The organism is Roseicella frigidaeris (assembly GCF_003258945.1).
In the GTDB taxonomy this organism is placed as follows: Bacteria; Pseudomonadota; Alphaproteobacteria; order Acetobacterales; family Acetobacteraceae; genus Paracraurococcus; species Paracraurococcus frigidaeris.
In genome coordinates, this window is sequence record NZ_QLIX01000004.1 from 108,559 (window position 1) to 124,373 (window position 15,815).

Below are 15,815 nucleotides of genomic sequence, written 5' to 3' on the forward strand. Positions count from 1 at the left end.
ATCCAGCCCATCCGGATCGTGGCCACGAGCGTTATAACTAGGGATCGGGCCGGGCCGCAAGCGTCATCCCGCCGCTACAGGATGTAGCGGCTGAGATCGGCGCTGCCGGCCAGCGGCGCCACCTTCTCCTGCACATAGGCCGCATCCACCGGCACATGCTCGCCCGGGCGGTCGGAGGCGGTGAAGCTGATCTCCTCCAGCAGCCGCTCCAGCACCGTCGCCAGGCGCCGGGCGCCGATATTCTCGACCCGGGCATTGATGTCGGCGGCAAGGTCGGCGACGGCATCCACCGCATCGGCGGTGATCTCGAGCGTCACCCCCTCGGTGCCGAGCAGCGCCACGTATTGCTTGATGAGCGAGTGCTCCGGCTCGGTCAGGATGCGGCGGAAATCCTCGCGGGTCAGCGCCGAGAGCTCGACGCGGATCGGCAGCCGCCCCTGCAGCTCCGGCAGCAGGTCGGAGGGCTTGCTGAGGTGGAAGGCGCCGGAGGCGATGAAGAGGATGTGGTCGGTCTTCACCGGCCCATGCTTCGTCGTCACCGTGGTGCCCTCGATCAGCGGCAGCAGGTCGCGCTGCACGCCCTCGCGGCTGACATCGCCGCCGCGCGTGCCGGTCTCCGAGCCGCGGGCGATCTTGTCGATCTCGTCGAGGAAGACGATGCCGTTGTTCTCGGCATTGGCCACCGCCTCGCGCGTCAGCTGCTCCTGGTCGAGGAGCTTGTCGGCCTCCTCCTTCAGCAGCACCTGCCGCGCCTCGGCCACCGTCATCTTCCGCGGCTTGGTCCGGCCGCCGAACATCTTGCCGAGCATCTCCTGCATGTTCTGCATCTGGATGCCCTGGGCGCCCGGCAGGTCGATCATCCCGAGCGGCGCGCCGGCGCCGGCATCGCTCACCTGCACCTCGATCTCGCGGGTCTCGATCTGGCCCTCCCGCAGCATGCGGCGGAACTTCAGCCGCGTCTCGCCCGAGGCGCCCTCGCCGACCAGCGCCGTCACCAGCCGCTCCTCGGTCGCCAGCTCGGCCTTGGCCTGCACGCCACGGCGCGACTGCTCGCGCGTCTGGGTGATGCTCACCTCGACCAGGTCGCGGACGATGCTCTCCACGTCGCGGCCGACATAGCCGACCTCGGTGAATTTCGTCGCCTCCACCTTCAGGAAGGGGGCGTTGGCGAGCTTGGCCAGGCGGCGCGCGATCTCGGTCTTGCCGCAGCCGGTCGGGCCGATCATCAGGATGTTCTTCGGCACCACCTCCTCGCGCAGCGCCTCGGGAAGCTGCTGCCGCCGCCAGCGGTTGCGCAGCGCGATCGCCACGGCGCGTTTCGCGTCGTTCTGGCCGACGATGTAGCGGTCGAGCTCGGAGACGATCTCGCGCGGGGACAGGTTCACGGCTTCCACGGACATCGGATCAGGCGGCTTCCAGGGTTTCGAGGATGACGTTGCCGTTGGTGTAGACGCAGATATCGCCGGCGATCCGCATGGCGCGGCGGCAGATCTCCTCGGCCGAGAGATCCGGCACCGGCAGCAGGGCGCGCGCCGCGGCGAGGGCGTAATTGCCGCCCGAGCCGATGCCGATCACCGCATCCTCCGGCTCCAGCACATCCCCCTGGCCGGTCAGCAGCAGTGAGCGGCGGGCATCGGCCACGGCCAGCAGCGCCTCCAGCCGGCGCAGGTAGCGGTCGCTCCGCCAGTCCTTGGCGAGCTCGACGCAGGCGCGCTCGAGCTGGTCGGGGAAGCGCTCCAGCTTGGCCTCGAGCCGCTCGAGCAGCGTGAAGGCATCGGCCGTCGCGCCGGCGAAGCCGGCGAGCACCTTGCCGCCGGCGATGCGCCGCACCTTGCGGGCATTGCCCTTGACGACCGTCTGGCCGAGCGAAACCTGGCCGTCGCCAGCCATGGCGACGCGGCCATCCTTGCGGACGGAGAGGATGGTGGTGCCGTGCCAGCCCGCGAGATCGGGCTGGCCCTGGGTGGAATGGGCAGACATGGGGGCGCATGTGGCCCCTTCCGCCCGCCAGGGCAACGGGCTGCCGCGCGGCAGCCTCAGCGCCCGCGGCCGCCGCCGCCCATGGCCCCGCCAGAGCCGCCCCCGGCCGCGCCGCCGGGGCCGCCCGGATCAGGCCATGCCATGCCCGCCCGGTCGCCGCCCGGCGCCGGCACCAGACCGCGGCCGCCCTCCCAGGCCTCGCGCCCGCCCGCCGGGGCATCGAGCCCGGCGGGCCGGTTCGGCACCGGCGCCGGGCGCATCGGGTTGGGGCCGGGCCGGGCCGCCGCATCGCCGCCCGGGCCGGGGCGGGCCTCGGCGCCGGGGCCGCTCGGCCGCAGCCCCGTCGCCCGCATCTCGCCGGTCGCCATCCGTTCCAGGGCGAGGATCGCCCGCCCGGCCCATGGTCCGGCCGGGGCGGCCAGCGCCAGGCCCGGCCCGAGGCGCAGCCGGCCGCCATCCAGGCTGGCAATGCCCTCGAACAGGATCCGCCCCGTGCCCGGCGGAAACAGCGCCGCCGGGTCGGTCCCCAGCGGATCGGGGGCGATGCGGGCCTCCCGCAGCGCGCCGCCGGCGTAGCGGCCGGTGATCACCGCCAGCCCCGGTGCCGGGCCCGGCGCCGCACCGGACGCCGCCGGCTGCACCGGCAGGACGCCAACGCGCCAGCCCTTCTCCGTGCGCGCCAACGGGCCATGCACCGTGACCAGCCCCGGCCGGCGCGGATCGAGCCGCGTCGCCTGCACCACCCCGTCCGGCCGCGGCAAGCCGCTCACCGCCACCCATTGCCCGGGCCGCGGCGCGGTCAGGCCGAGGGTCGAGGGCGTGACGGCGACCCGCTGCCCGGCCACCCGCAGCAGCCCATCGGGGCCGATCGCCTCGACCGGGCCGGAGACCTCGTGCCGGATGCGGATGCCGAGCGCCCGCAGCGCCCGCTCCGGCCCCGCCGCCTCGACGAGCGCCACCTGCCCGGCCCGGAGGTCGCCCGGCCCGGCAGCCGCGCCGTCGATCTGCACCGGCAGGTCGGCCGCCAACGCCACCTCCTGGCCGCCGAGGCAGAGGCTGGCGAAGCCCGTGATCACCGCGACGATGCCGGTGCCGCCGATCCCGCGCTCGGCCTGGCGGATCGCGGGCGCGCCGGTGCCACCGATGCCCCGGTCCCCCTCCGCCACCGCCGTGCCGATGCCGGTGCCGCCGATGCCGCGCTCGGCGAGGCGGGGTGGCACGGTGTCGGGCGGTGGGCCGCCATCCGGGCCGACGCGGCAGACCGCGCCGGCGCCCGCCGGGGCCGCCGCGGCATGGGGCGGCGGCGCCGATGCCGGCGGCGTGCAGCCCGCGAGCGACGCCAGGGCCAGGCCGAGGCGGAGGAGCGCGGCGCCGCGGCGGGCTGCCTCAGCCGCCGGCACCGGGGTCCTCCTCCTCGACATAGAGATAGACCCCGAGATTGACCCGCCGGGTCGGCGTCCCCGCCGGCAGCGCCTGCCCCTCCTCGGCCTCCGCGAGGCTGAGGGCGAGGCGGTTGAGGTCGAGCAGCATGCGCTGCGCCGCCTTGCGGCCCTCCGCCTCCAGCCGGGCGGCGGCGGCGGGGCCGAGGCGGTCGTAATGCAGGCTGCGCTCGAGGAAGGGCGGCGCCTCCCCGGCCAGCAGGTTGCCGGCCGCCGCGGCCATGTGGTCGTGCAGGTTGCGGGCGAAGTAGTAGAGCTGCGCCGCGCTGCCGGGCGGCGGCAGGAAGGCGGTGGCCAGCAGGCAGACCCGGCCGGCCGCGTCCAGGGTGACGCGCCCCTGGCCGAGCCAGTCGTCCAGCACGGCCCGCGGCCGCACGTCCCGGGTGACGGCGGTGACCAGGCTCTCGAAGGAGGGGGCGGCGCCGCTGCGCGGCAGGGGCAGGGGCCGCCCGGCCGCATCGGTGGTGGCGGGCGAGCCGAGCCAGCGCGCCATGATCTGCGTATCGAGCGTGACCACCGCCGGCGGCGCGGGGGGCTCCGGGGCGCGCTGGCGGCGCAGCTCCTTGCGGTGGATGCCGGTCAGCAGGCTGATCCGGCTGTCGGTGCGGGCGCGCGGCTCGGTCAGCAGGTCACGCCGGGCCACCTCCACATAGAGGCCGCGCAGCAGGCCGGCGAGCACCGGGAAGGTGATGCCGCGGCGAATCAGCAGGCGCACCAGGGGCCGCAGCAGCCGGCCGAGGGGGGCGAGCAGCAGGTCCGGGGGCGCCACGGCGGCACGGTCGGGGGGCGTTGCGGTGATCGGGGGCGATCCTGCGGGAGAGCTAGATGTAGAGCCTTTACGATGTGGGACATAGACCCACAATCAGCTTGACGTGGGAAATTTCCCCACATATCTCCTGTCCATCGGCCGCCCGCTCCCCCGCCCCGCGCCACTCCTCGTGAGGATGACCCAGCCCTTGCTCAGCCTCGCCCCTTCCCCCGCTCCCGGCCCCGTCGCCGACAGCCTCCTCCCCCGGCTGACGGCGGCGGAATTCCGCCAGTTGCGGCACCAGACGAAGAACGCGCTGCAGCGCATCCTCTTCATGATCGACGCGCACCCGGCGCTGCGGCAGACCGAGGCGAGCCGCGCGGTCGCGGCCGACCTGCACCGTCGCATCCAGCTCACGGCCACGATCTCGGATGCGCTCTTCGGCCTGACACGGGCGCCGGCGCCCTTCGCCGAGCGGCTCGGGACGCTCGCCGAATCGGTGACGGCGCTGCTCGGCGCGCCCGGACAGGATATCCGGCTTCGCCTGCGCCTGGCCGGCCAGTGTCCGGAGCCGCTGCAGGAGGCGGTGCTGCGGGTGGCGCACGAGTTCGTCGGCAACGCCATCAAGCACGGCCTCTACTCCCGCCTCTCCGGCGAGGTCGAGCTGCGGCTGGAGCAGGATGGCGACGAGCTGCGGCTGCTGGTCCTCGACGATGGCTGGGGCTGGGCGGAGCCCATGGTGGCGGGCGAGGGGCTGTCGCTCGCCCGGGTCATCGCCGCCCGGGAGGCGGGCCGCGTGACACTGGACCGGCGCGGCGACCGCACCGTGGCGATGCTGGCGCTGCCGCTGGCGGCCAGAGCGTGATCGCCTGAGGTGGACGCGCCGAAGGCGTGAATCACGCGACCGAACAAGGCGCTAGACCATGCTCCGCGAAGCGGAGCGAGCGGATCGTGGTCTGATGTTCCGATCTCGAAGTCCGCAGGACTTCGGGATCTGCCCTGGCGCCCCTGATCCGCGGCGCTCCTGGAATTTGCCGCGGGACGCCACCGCCCCCCTCGCCGCCGTCGCTGCTCCGGCGGGCCCCTCCCCCAGCTCCGGCTGCGTGACGCCTCGTCGGCACGACCAATCGAGGCGCGCAAAACAGCGCTTAGAGAAACTTATCTGTTGATGTGGGATTTAATCCCACATACTATACACCCATGCACCGCACCCGAAAAACCACGATCATCTGGACTATCGGGCGCATCGTCCCATCCCCGGGACATGCCGGGACCACGCAGATCACAATAAATCTGCGGTAATATATCCGACACGCCGCAAAGGCGTTTCTTGCTTCACTGACGGGCACAGGGGATTACAGGACGAATACTTGGATTTGTCCTGCTGTCGGTCTCCGTGCGGTGCCATGTCCACCCCTGTTGCCTCGTCCTTCACACGGAGTCTCTTTCCATGGCGGATTCGACCACGACGGCCACCACCGAGGCCGCAAGCACGACCTCCACCGCCTCCACGACGACACCCCCGGCCATGCCGCCGGCGCCCGGCGGGCACGCCCCGCACGCGCCCGGCGACCATCCGCCGCCGAGCGGCCTGGCCGGCGAGGCCTTCGTCTTCGGCCATGGGCCTGGGCCTCACGACCTCCCGCCGCCGGCCGGCGACACGGACGCCACCACCACGACCGGGGATGCCGGCACGGGCGATGCCGGGTCGACGACGGGCACGGGCACGACCAGCGAGACGGCGCCGGAGACCACCGCGCCCACCCCGCCCGCCTTCGCGCATGACCATCCGATGGGCGGCGACCCCGCCCACGACGCGCTCTTCGCGTGAGACGCGCGGCGCCGGCACCCTGCCGGCGCCGCTGCTCCCGCCGCTGCCCCCACCGCCTGGGGTGAGGGCCGGGCCGCCGGGCCCTACCAGGGCTCGCCGAAAGGAACGTCGCGGATCTCCGCCCGCAGGCGCTGCCAATGCCGCGTCAGCCAATCGCGGCAGCGCCGGACCCAATGCGCCCAGCCCTCCGGCCGCGGCGCCACGGCCGGCTGTGACGGCAGGGCGAGCGGCCGGCGGCGGTGCGGCCGCCGGGCCTGTGCGTGCCGCGTCGGCCGCCGCGGATGCATGCGCGGCATCATGCGCCGCGCGCGCCGGCGGCAGGGAAACGGGGCGCGGCGCGGTGCGGTGGCACCGGCCCGACAGTGCGGGCGGCAGGGTCCATGTCCGGGATCCGGGCCTGCGAAGACAGGCGGTTCGTTAGGGTCGGCATCACTGCATGGGAAATATTCCCACGTCAAGCGCCGACCGCAGCGGCCAGCCCGCCCCCGCAGGCCCTTTCCCCTGCGCCTTCCCACGGCTGCGTCAATTCTCTCGCGGCAGGAGCGATGCTATGGGGCAAGGAGCCGGCCGGAAGCCCTGGATTGACCTCTTCTCCCGAACGCCCGACGGCCGAGGCGCTCGTCGGTCCCCTCCGACGCATGCTGCGGCCCCTCGTCCGTTTCCTGATCCAGTGCGGCGTGACCTTTCCCGTGCTGGCCGAATTGCTTCGCGGCCTCTATCTCGACGTCGCCCGGGCCGAGTTGCCCGGCAGCCCCCCGCGCACCGACAGCCGCGTCAGCCTGATCACCGGCATCCATCGCAAGGAGGTGCGGCGCCACCGCGGCGCCACCGGCCCGGAGGAGGCGCCGGCGGTGGTCACCCTGGGCAGCCAGATCATCGCCCGCTGGCTGGGCGACCCCGCCTTCGCCGGCCCCGACGGCGCGCCGCGCGCCCTGGCGCGCCTGCGCGTGCCGGGGGAACCCTCCTTCGAGGCGCTGGTCGAGGCGGTGACGAGCGACATGCGGCCGCGCGCCGTGCTCGATGAGTGGCTGAGCCTCGGCCTGGTCAGCCTCGGCGCGGATGACCGGGTCACCCTCGATGCCACGGCCTTCCTGCCGCGGCCGGGCCAGGAGGCGCAGCTCTTCTACTTCGCGCGCAACCTGGGCGACCATCTGGCCGCCGCGACCGCCAATGTCGCCGCCGCGGCCAGGCCGCCCTTCATCGATCGCAGCGTGCATTACGACCGGCTCGACCCGGCGGTGGCGGCGGCGCTGGAGGCGGTGGCCCGCGAGGCGGCGGAGCGGGTGCTGGTCGAGGTGAACCGCCAGGCCCTGGGGATGGTCGGGGAGGAGGCGCCCGCCGCCGGGCCCCGCCCCACGCGCCGGGTCAATCTCGGCGTCTATCTCTACGTCGAGGACGAGCCGCCGGACGAGGCGCGGTGAGGCTGCGGTCCCCGTCCTGGCCGGCCTGGGCGCTGCTGGCGGCGCTGGCCGGCTGCGCCCCGCAGCAGGAGGCGGCCGGCCCCGCCCCGGCGGCGCCGCAATGCCGGGTCGGCCCGGATGGCGGGCCGCCGCTCGCCGAACGGGGCCTCGGCGGCACCGGCGCCACGGCGGAGACGGCGCGCCTCGCCGAGCGCGGGCTCGGCGGCACCGGCATCGGCAGCCAGGGCCGTGGCCCGGCCCTCGCCGAGCGGGGCATCGGCGGCACCGGCGCCACGGCGGAGGCGGCGCGCCTCGCCGAGCGTGGGATCGGCGGCACCGGTATCGTCGGCGTCATCACCGGCTTCGCCAGCATCTGCCTCGCCGGCCAGGAGGTGGCGCTGGACGAGACCGTGCCGGTGACGGTGGAGGCGGCACGCGCCAGCCAGGCCGCCCTGCGGGCCGGCCAGGTCGCGGTGGTGGAGGCGACCGGCCGCGGCGGCGCCCTGCGGGCCCTCCGCGTCGATGTGCGCTACGAGGTGACCGGGCCGGTCGAGGCGATCGGCGCGGATGGCGCCTTGCAGGTGGCCGGCCAGCGGGTGCTGGCGCCGGCCCGGAGCCAGGTGGCGCAAGGTCAGGCGGCGCAGGCCCAGACGACGCAGGCCCAGGCGACGCGGCGCGAGGACTGGCCGCGCCGGGGCGACTGGGTGCGGGTGAGCGGCCTGCGCCGGCCCGATGGCGCGATCCAGTCCACCCGGCTGGATTCGGCGCCGCCGGGCGAGGCGCTGGTCCATGGCGTGCTGCAGCGCGAGGCGGGAACGGCGCGGATCGGCGGGCTGGAGCTGCACGGCGCGCCGGTGGCGGCGCTGGCGCCCGGCGGCAGCGTGACCGCCATCGGCCGCTACCAGGGCGGCGTCCTGCGAGCCGAGCGGCTGGTGCCCGACCTGCTCGCCACCGACCCCGGCGCCTATTTCGGCCAGCGCGTCCGCGCCTTCGTGCTGGAGGGCTTCGTCGCCGCCGACGGCGGCCTGCTGCGGCTCGGCCCCGACCTGCGGGCGGCGGCGCCGGGCGGGTTCGGCCGCTTCCCCGGCGGCCGCGCGGTGGTCGAGCTGGAGCGGCGCGGCGATGGCGGGTTGCAGGTCTCCACCCTGCGCGCCGCCGGTCCCGGCCCCGGTCCGGGCGCGCCGCCGGCGGGGCCGGGCGGCCTCGTTCCGCGTGGCGGCGAGCGGGCGCCGATGCCGCATCGCGGCGCGATGGGCGGGCCGCCGGGTTGGGGCGGCTTCGGCGGGATGGGGCCGGGCGGCGTCCCGCCCGGCAGCCCCGGGCCAGGCGGCTTCGGACCCTGGGGAGGCCCAGGGGGAGGTCTGGGGGGAGGCCCAGGGGGCGGAACCGCGGGCGGACCGGGCGGTGGAGGACCCGGGGGTGGGTTCGGGCCGGGTCCCGGTGGCCCAGGTGGCGGCCCGGGTGGTGGTCCCGGCGGCGGCCGCTGATCCCGCGGCCGGGCCGGCCCACGGCGCGTGCCGGGCAAGCCCCGACCCCAACCGGGATCGGGGCCGCCAGCCTCAGCGCGGCGGCGGCAGGGCCAGGTTCACGCTGACATTCTTGCGCTGGGTGAAGCTGTCCAGCATGCCCTCCAGCGAGAATTCCCGGCCGATGCCGCTCTGCTTGTAGCCGCCATAGGAATGGCCCGGCACCTGGCCGCCGGCCTGGTTCACCTGCACCCAGCCCGCCTCGATCCGGTGCGCGGTGCGCAGCGCGGCGCCGATGTCGCGGGTGAAGACATAGCCGGCGAGGCCGTAATGGCTGTCATTGGCCATGCGCAGCATCGCCTCCTCGTCCTCCCAGGGGATCGCCACCAGCACCGGGCCGAAGATCTCCTCCCGCGCCAGGCGCCAGTCATTCGTCGCGTCGGCGAAGATGGTCGGCACCGCGAAATAGCCCTCGCTCAGCGGCCCCTCGCTCGGCGGCAGGCCGCCGGTCAGCAGCCGCGCATCCTGCCGCTGCATCCCCTCCTTCACATAGCCGCAGACGCGGTCGAACTGCTTGCGGTTGATGATGGTGCCGATGTCGCTCGCCTCGTCCAGCGGGTCGCCGAGCGTCAGCGTGCGCACCTTCGCCACCAGCCGCTCGAGGAAGCTGTCGAAGATGCGCCGGTGCAGGAAGAGGCGGGAGCCGGCGGTGCAGGACTGGCTCTGGCGGGTGAAGCGCATGGCGGCGATGACGCCGTCCACCACCCAGTCCTCGTCGGCATCCGGATAGAGGATGCAGGGCGACTTGCCGCCGAGCTCGAGCGAGACCGGCACGATGCGCTCGGCGGCCCAACCCATGATGAGCTTGCCGACCGCGGTCGAGCCGGTGAAGGAGAGCTTGCGCACCGCCGGGTGGCGGGCCAGCGGCTCGCCGCATTCCGCGCCGGTGCCGGTCAGGAGGTTGAGCACGCCGGGCGGCAGATGCTCCTGGCAGAGCGCGGCGAGCATCAGCACGCCGAGCGGCGCGTCCTCGGCCGCTTTCATCACCATGGTGTTGCCGGCGCAGAGCGCCGGGGCGATCTTCAGCGCGGCCAGCAGCACCGGCGCGTTCCAGGGGATGATGGCGCCGACCACGCCGAGCGGCTCCCGCCGCGTGTAGCTCAGCACCTGCTCGCCGAGCGGGATGGTCTCGCCCTTCAGCTCGCTGGCGAGGCCGCCGAAATAGCGGAAGATCTCGGCGAGGTTGCGCGCCTCCGGCCGCGCCTGGGTGCGGAGCGCATTGCCGGTCTCGGTCGCCACCTGGCGGGCGATCGCCTCCGCCTCGGCCTCCAGCCGGTCGGCGATGCGCAGCAGGGCGCGGCCGCGCTCGCGCGGCGGCACCCGCGACCAGGCAGGAAAGGCAGCCTGCGCTGCCGCCACCGCCGCCTCGACATCCGCCGCGCCGGCGCGCGGCACGGCGGCGATGGGCCGGCGATTGGCCGGGTTCTCGACCAAGATGGTCTCGCCACCCTTGGCCGGCACCCAGGCGCCATCGATGAGCATGGGCTGGAAGGGCGCGGTCTCGGCCGTCGCCGCTGCGGCGGTGCTGCCCATATTGGCGTTTCCCTGTCTGTGGTTGCGGGTCCGGTGAAGCGGCCCCAGCTGGACGGGGCCCCATGAACCGTCCCGAAGTCTTCCGGCCAAGCCCCGGCGATGCAAGGGGGCCAACGCCAGGGGGTACGGCCGGTTGACTCGGCCGCCGCGACGCGGGATGGCTATATTTGAATCAATATAACGACGCGGCCCGGCCGCGGCAGGAGGATCCATGGCGGCCTATCCGGAATTGCGGCTCTGCATCAGCGGCGAGTGGCGCCGCCGCCCGGGACAGCCGGTGTTCAACCCCTTCGATGACAGCGTGCTGGGCGAGCTGCCGCATGCGACGCGCGAGGATATGGACGATGCCCTCGCCCGCGCCGCCGAGGGCCACCGCGCCTGGCGCCGCACCGCGCCGGCCAAGCGCGCCCAGATCATGCAGCAGGCGGCGCGGCTGCTGCGCGAGCGGGCCGACGCCATCGCGCATGCGATCACGCTGGAGCAGGGCAAGCCGGTTGGCCAGGCGCGGGTGGAGGTGTTGCGCGCCTGCGACATCATCGAATGGGATGCGGAGGAAGGGCGGCGCGCCTATGGAAGGGTGATCCCGGCCGAGCCCGGCCTGCGCCACATCGTGGTGCGCGAGCCGATCGGCATCGTCGCCGGCTTCGCGCCGTGGAATTTCCCGATCAGCTCGCCGACCCGCAAGGTGGCAGGCGCGCTGGCGGCGGGCTGCGCCATCATCCTCAAGGCGTCGGAGGAGACGCCGGCCGGCGCCTTCCACCTGGTGCAGGCCTTCCTCGATGCCGGGGTGCCGGATGGCGCGCTCAGCCTGCTCTTCGGCGTGCCGGGGGAGATCTCGGACCACCTCATCCCGCAGCCGGGCGTGCGGCTGGTGACCTTCACCGGCTCGGTGCCGGTGGGCAAGCGCCTCGCCGCCATGGCGGGGGCGCATATGAAGCCGGCGATCATGGAGCTCGGCGGGCATGCGCCGGTGATCGTCTGCGGCGATGCCGATCCGGACTCGGCCGCGGCCACCTCGGCCATCGGCAAGTCGCGCAATGCCGGGCAGGTCTGCGTCTCGCCGACGCGCTTCTTCGTCGACGACGCGATCCATGACCGCTTCGCCAGCGCCTTCGGCGAGCGGGCGGCGGCGGTGCGCATCGGCAACGGGCTGGAGCCGGACACCCAGATGGGGCCGCTCGCCAACCACCGGCGGGTGGAGGCGATGGAGCGGCTGGTGGCGGATGCGCTCGGCCGCGGCGCCCGGCTGCTGGCCGGCGGCAGCCGCGCCGGCAACCGCGGCTGCCTCTTCCCGCTGACCGTGCTGGCCGATGTGCCGGACGACGCGCTGGCGATGCGCGAGGAGCCCTTCGGCCCGCTGGCTCTGATCAGCCGCACCCGCGACATCGGCGAGGCGATCGGCAAGGCGAATTCCCTGCCCTTCGGGCTGGCCGCCTATGCCTTCACCCAGTCCGCGCCGCATGTCGAGCGGCTCTCGGACGAGATGGAATGCGGCAACCTCTCGATCAACCACCTCACCGCCTCGATCGCCGAGACGCCCTTCGGCGGCGTCAAGGACAGCGGCTATGGGCGCGAGGGCGGCAGCGAGGGGCTGGCCTGCTACACGGTGACGAAGAACGTCTCGCACCTGGTGACGCCGCCGGGCTGAGCGGCGGCGTCGGCGCGGGGGCTGTTCCAGAGCAGATCCCGATCAGGTGGACTCACCTGATCGGGTGAAGATGCTCTGAAAACAATAGCCTAGAGCAGATCCTGTCCGGATGACCTCATCCGGACAGGTGAAGATGCTCGTAAAAACAATAGTCTAGGGCGCTTCCCCGGAACCGGTGTTCAGGGGAAGCGTCCTAGCCCCGTGCCGGCCGGCGCAGCAGCGCATCGGCGAGCAGCACGATCACGCCGCAGACGATGCCGGCATCGGCGATGTTGAAGACGTACCAGTCCCAGCCCCAGGCATGGGCGCGGAGGAAATCGACCACCGCGCCGAAGCGCAGCCGGTCGATGACATTGCCGACCGCGCCGCCGATGACGGCGCCGAGGGCGAGCGCCACCGGCAGCGTCTCGGCCCGCCACAGCCAGCGCAGCAGGAAGCCGGCGATGGCGACGGCGAGCACCGCCAGCAGCAGGTGGTTCAGCGGCCCCTCGCCCGAGAGCAGGCCGAAGGTGACGCCGCGGTTCCAGACCATGGTGAGGTCGAGCCCGAAGGGCCCCGCCTGCAGCAGCGCCAGGTTGCGCAGCGTCGGCAGGTCGAGCCGTTCCAGCACCCACCACTTGCTCGCCTGATCCGCCAGCAGCAGCAGCGCCGCCATCAGCAGGCCGGGGCGGAACAGGCCGGGGCGGGGCGCCGCGGCGAGGGCGGTCGCGCTCAAGGCCTCGGGCACCCCCTCAGGCGCCCTGGGCTTCGACGACCGCCTCGCAGCGGCGGCAGAGGGTCGGGTGCCGCTCCGAGGCGCCGACCTCGGGCAGCACGCGCCAGCAGCGGTCGCATTTGGCGCCGGGCGCCACCTCCACCGTCTCGCCCGTCTCCGCCGCCCCGGCGAGCGCGACCTGCGAGACGATCAGCACCTCCGCCCATTCCTCGGCGGTGAGCACATTCGCCGGCTCCTCCGGCGCGAAGCGCAGCAGCGCCTTCGCCTGCAGCGAGGAGCCGATGGTGCCGGCGCGCCGCTTCTCCTCGATGTCGCCGGTGACGCTGCGGCGGAAGCGGCGGATCTCCGCCCAGCGCGCGGCCAGCGCCGCATCCTTCCAGCCCTCCGGCACCAACGGGAAATCGGTGAGGTGGATGCTGCCATCCTCGTCCGGGAAGCGCGCCAGCCAGGCCTCCTCGGCAGTGAAGACCAGCACCGGAGCCAGCCAGGCGCAGAGGCAGCGATGCAGCACGTCGAGCACGGTGCGGGCGCTGCGGCGGCGATGGCTGTCGGGCCCGTCGCAGTAGAGCGCGTCCTTGCGGATGTCGAAGTAGAAGGCGGAGAGGTCGGTGGCGCAGAAATTATGGATCTCGGGATAGACCCCGGCCCAATTGTAATCCTCGGCCGCCTGCCGCACCCGCGCATCCAGCTCGGTCAGCCGGTGCAGCACCCAGCGCTCCAGCTCCGGCAGTTCGGCATAGGGGACGGTCTCGTCCTCCGCGAAGCCGGCGAGGTTGCCGAGCAGCCAGCGCAGCGAGTTGCGGATGCGGCGATACAGCTCGGCCTGCTGCTTCAGGATCTCCGGCCCGATGCGCAGATCCTCGGCGGTGTCGGCGTTCATCACCCAGAGCCGCAGGATGTCGGCGCCGTATTGCTGCATCACCTGCTGCGGCGCGGTGACGTTGCCGAGCGACTTCGACATCTTGCGGCCCTGCTCGTCGAGCACGAAGCCATGCGTCAGCACCGCCTTGAAGGGCGCGACGCCGTTGGTGCCGATGCTCTCGAGCAGCGAGGAATGGAACCAGCCGCGATGCTGGTCGGAGCCCTCCAGGTACAGGTCGGCCGGGAAGGGCAGGCCGTGGTCGGGCAGCACGAAGGCATGGGTGCTGCCGCTCTCGAACCAGACATCGACGATGTCCATCACCTGCTCGTAATCCGCCGGGTCGCGTCCTTCTCCGAGGAAGCGCGCCGCGGCGCCCGGCTTGTACCAGGCATCCGCGCCCTCCTCGGCGAAGGCGGCGATGATGCGCTCCATCACCACCGGGTCGCGCAGCGGCTCGCCCGTCGCCTTGTCGACGAAGACCGCGATCGGCACGCCCCAGGCGCGCTGGCGGCTGATGCACCAGTCCGGCCGCGCCGCCACCATGCTGCCGATGCGGTTGCGCCCCTGGTCGGGCACGAAGTAGGTGGCGTCGATCGCCGCCAGCGCCTTCTCGCGGATGCGGTTGGCATCGTCCATGGCGATGAACCATTGCGGCGTCGCCCGGAAGATCACCGGCTTCTTGCTGCGCCAGCTATGCGGGTAGCTGTGGGTCAGCTTCGACTTGGCGACCAGCGTGCCGGCCGCCTCGCAGGCGGCATAGACGGCGTCATGCGCCTTGAAGACATGCAGACCGGTGAAGCCCGGCGCCTGCACGGTGAAGCTGCCGTCGTCGTTCACCGTCTCGGGCACCGGCAGGCCATGGGCGCGGCCGAGGTTGAAGTCGTCCTCGCCATGGCCCGGCGCGATATGCACGAAGCCGGTGCCGGCCTCGGTGGTGACGAAATCGCCCGGCAGCAGCGGCACCGGGAAGTCGTAGCCGGCATTCCAGCCGGCCAGCGGATGCGCCGCGACGGCGCCGGCGAGCTCCGCGCCCTTCAGTACGCGCCGGATGGTGTGCGCGCCGAGCTTCGCGTCCTTCTCGAATTGCGGCAGCAGCGGCAGCGCCACCAGCAGGGTCTCGCCGGGGACCAGATGGCTGCCCTCGCCCACCGCATCGACATGCAGCAGCGCGTAGTCGATCTCCTCGCCATAGGCGACGGCGCGGTTGCCGGGGATGGTCCAGGGCGTCGTCGTCCAGATCACCACCGAGGCGCCGGCGAGGTCCGCCGCCGGCGCCTGCCGCAGCCGGAAGCGCGCCCAGAGGGTCGGCGAGACATGGTCGTGATACTCGATCTCGGCCTCGGCCAGCGCCGTCTTCTCGACCGGGCTCCACATCACCGGGCGCAGGCCGCGATAGAGCGAGCCGTTCATCAGGAACTTGCCGATCTCGCGGACGATCGCGGCCTCGCTGGTGAGGTCCATCGTCGCGTAGCGCCCGGCCCAGTCGCCGAAGACGCCGAGGCGCTTGAACTCCTCCCGCTGCACGTCCAGCCAATGCGTGGCATAGGCGCGGCACTCGGCGCGGAACTCCAGCACCGGCACGTCGTCCTTCTTGCGGCCGCCCTGGTACTTGCCCTTGGGGTCGCGGTACTCCTCCTCGATCTTCCACTCGATCGGCAGGCCGTGGCAGTCCCAGCCCGGGACGTAGTCCGCGTCCTTCCCCGCCATCTGGGCGGCGCGGTTGATGACGTCCTTCAGGATCTTGTTCAGCGCGTGGCCGATATGCAGCGGCCCGTTCGCATAGGGCGGGCCGTCATGGAGGACGAAGCTCTCGCGGCCCTTCGACTGCGCCCGCAGCCGCTCCCACAGCTTCAGCCGCTCCCAGCGGGCGAGCCATTGCGGCTCCCGCTTCGGCAGGTCGCCGCGCATGGGGAAGGAGGTGTCGGGCAGGAAGACGGTGCCGCGATAGTCGCGGAGGGCGGTGTCGGCGGGGCTGTCGTTCATGGGTCTCGGTCCTGGCCGCGGGCGCCCTGGCGCCGGCGGAGCGGTGGATGCGCGCGATGGGTCCCGGCCCCGGCCTGGCGGCGGCTCCGGCGGTGCCGGAGGGCCTCAGGCGAGGACCGGGCCAGGAATTCGGCCGATGAGACGATATGG

Annotated in this window: 13 protein-coding genes; 5 read left to right on the plus strand and 8 right to left on the minus strand. The window is 73.5% G+C overall.

Going from position 1 to position 15,815, the window contains the following annotated elements; all coding sequences use genetic code 11:
- Window positions 1–74: 74 nt before the first annotated feature.
- The 4 genes from hslU to DOO78_RS07815 are packed head-to-tail and all read right to left on the minus strand — an operon-like array spanning window position 75 to window position 4,188.
- Window positions 75–1,394 carry an ATP-dependent protease ATPase subunit HslU gene (hslU, locus tag DOO78_RS07800; RefSeq protein ID WP_279387778.1) on the minus strand — a complete coding sequence of 440 codons (1,320 nt, stop codon included), beginning with the start codon at window positions 1,392–1,394 and terminating at the stop codon, window positions 75–77.
- A gap of 10 nt (window positions 1,395–1,404) precedes the next feature.
- Window positions 1,405–1,980 carry an ATP-dependent protease subunit HslV gene (gene hslV, locus DOO78_RS07805; protein WP_111469186.1) on the minus strand — a complete coding sequence of 192 codons (576 nt, stop codon included), beginning with the start codon at window positions 1,978–1,980 and terminating at the stop codon, window positions 1,405–1,407.
- A gap of 56 nt (window positions 1,981–2,036) precedes the next feature.
- Window positions 2,037–3,380, minus strand: coding sequence for a DUF5666 domain-containing protein (locus DOO78_RS28380; RefSeq protein WP_111469187.1), 1,344 nt, complete (start codon window positions 3,378–3,380; stop codon window positions 2,037–2,039).
- Window positions 3,367–4,188 (minus strand): DUF6502 family protein, encoded by an 822-nt coding sequence (locus DOO78_RS07815; RefSeq protein WP_243634449.1) that lies wholly within the window; start codon window positions 4,186–4,188, stop codon window positions 3,367–3,369. Before DOO78_RS07815 ends, DOO78_RS28380 begins: the two co-directional genes overlap by 14 nt.
- Before the next feature lie 175 nt (window positions 4,189–4,363).
- On the opposite strand from DOO78_RS07815, the gene DOO78_RS07820 reads away from it, so the two are divergent.
- Both DOO78_RS07820 and DOO78_RS07825 read left to right on the plus strand, forming a co-directional pair.
- On the plus strand, window positions 4,364–5,032 hold the full coding sequence (locus DOO78_RS07820) for an ATP-binding protein (protein WP_128080020.1): 669 nt from the start codon (window positions 4,364–4,366) through the stop codon (window positions 5,030–5,032).
- A 585-nt stretch (window positions 5,033–5,617) separates the two neighbouring features.
- A complete protein-coding gene (locus tag DOO78_RS07825; RefSeq protein ID WP_111469189.1) occupies window positions 5,618–5,998 on the plus strand; it encodes a hypothetical protein in 381 nt (126 codons plus the stop codon).
- Window positions 5,999–6,081: 83 nt separating this feature from the next.
- Here DOO78_RS07825 and DOO78_RS07830 read toward each other — a convergent pair whose 3' ends face one another.
- Entirely contained in the window at window positions 6,082–6,285 is a 204-nt protein-coding gene (locus DOO78_RS07830; RefSeq protein ID WP_111469190.1) for a hypothetical protein, read from the minus strand.
- A gap of 258 nt (window positions 6,286–6,543) precedes the next feature.
- Here DOO78_RS07830 and DOO78_RS07835 point away from each other — a divergent pair, with 258 nt between their 5' ends.
- Window positions 6,544–7,419, plus strand: coding sequence for a DUF6502 family protein (locus DOO78_RS07835; RefSeq protein WP_408887565.1), 876 nt, complete (start codon window positions 6,544–6,546; stop codon window positions 7,417–7,419).
- Window positions 7,416–8,885 carry a DUF5666 domain-containing protein gene (locus DOO78_RS28385; protein ID WP_111469192.1) on the plus strand — a complete coding sequence of 490 codons (1,470 nt, stop codon included), beginning with the start codon at window positions 7,416–7,418 and terminating at the stop codon, window positions 8,883–8,885. The genes DOO78_RS07835 and DOO78_RS28385 overlap by 4 nt, the downstream gene beginning before the upstream one ends.
- Window positions 8,886–8,957: 72 nt before the next feature.
- Here the strand turns inward: DOO78_RS28385 and DOO78_RS07845 are convergent, their stop codons facing one another.
- On the minus strand, window positions 8,958–10,457 hold the full coding sequence (locus DOO78_RS07845) for an aldehyde dehydrogenase family protein (RefSeq protein WP_111469193.1): 1,500 nt from the start codon (window positions 10,455–10,457) through the stop codon (window positions 8,958–8,960).
- A gap of 211 nt (window positions 10,458–10,668) precedes the next feature.
- Between DOO78_RS07845 and DOO78_RS07850 the strand changes: the two genes are divergently transcribed.
- Window positions 10,669–12,105, plus strand: a complete 1,437-nt coding sequence (locus DOO78_RS07850) for an NAD-dependent succinate-semialdehyde dehydrogenase (RefSeq protein ID WP_111469194.1) — start codon at window positions 10,669–10,671, stop codon at window positions 12,103–12,105.
- Between the two features lie 193 nt (window positions 12,106–12,298).
- Here the strand turns inward: DOO78_RS07850 and lspA are convergent, their stop codons facing one another.
- Together lspA and ileS are read right to left on the minus strand one after the other, a co-directional pair.
- The gene (gene lspA, locus DOO78_RS07855; protein ID WP_111469386.1) at window positions 12,299–12,760 is read right to left on the minus strand and encodes a signal peptidase II; all 462 of its coding nucleotides are present in this window, start codon (window positions 12,758–12,760) and stop codon (window positions 12,299–12,301) included.
- Between the two features lie 76 nt (window positions 12,761–12,836).
- Complete coding sequence (ileS, locus tag DOO78_RS07860; RefSeq protein ID WP_111469195.1) at window positions 12,837–15,665, minus strand: isoleucine--tRNA ligase; 2,829 nt, start codon at window positions 15,663–15,665, stop codon at window positions 12,837–12,839.
- Window positions 15,666–15,815: the final 150 nt, after the last annotated feature.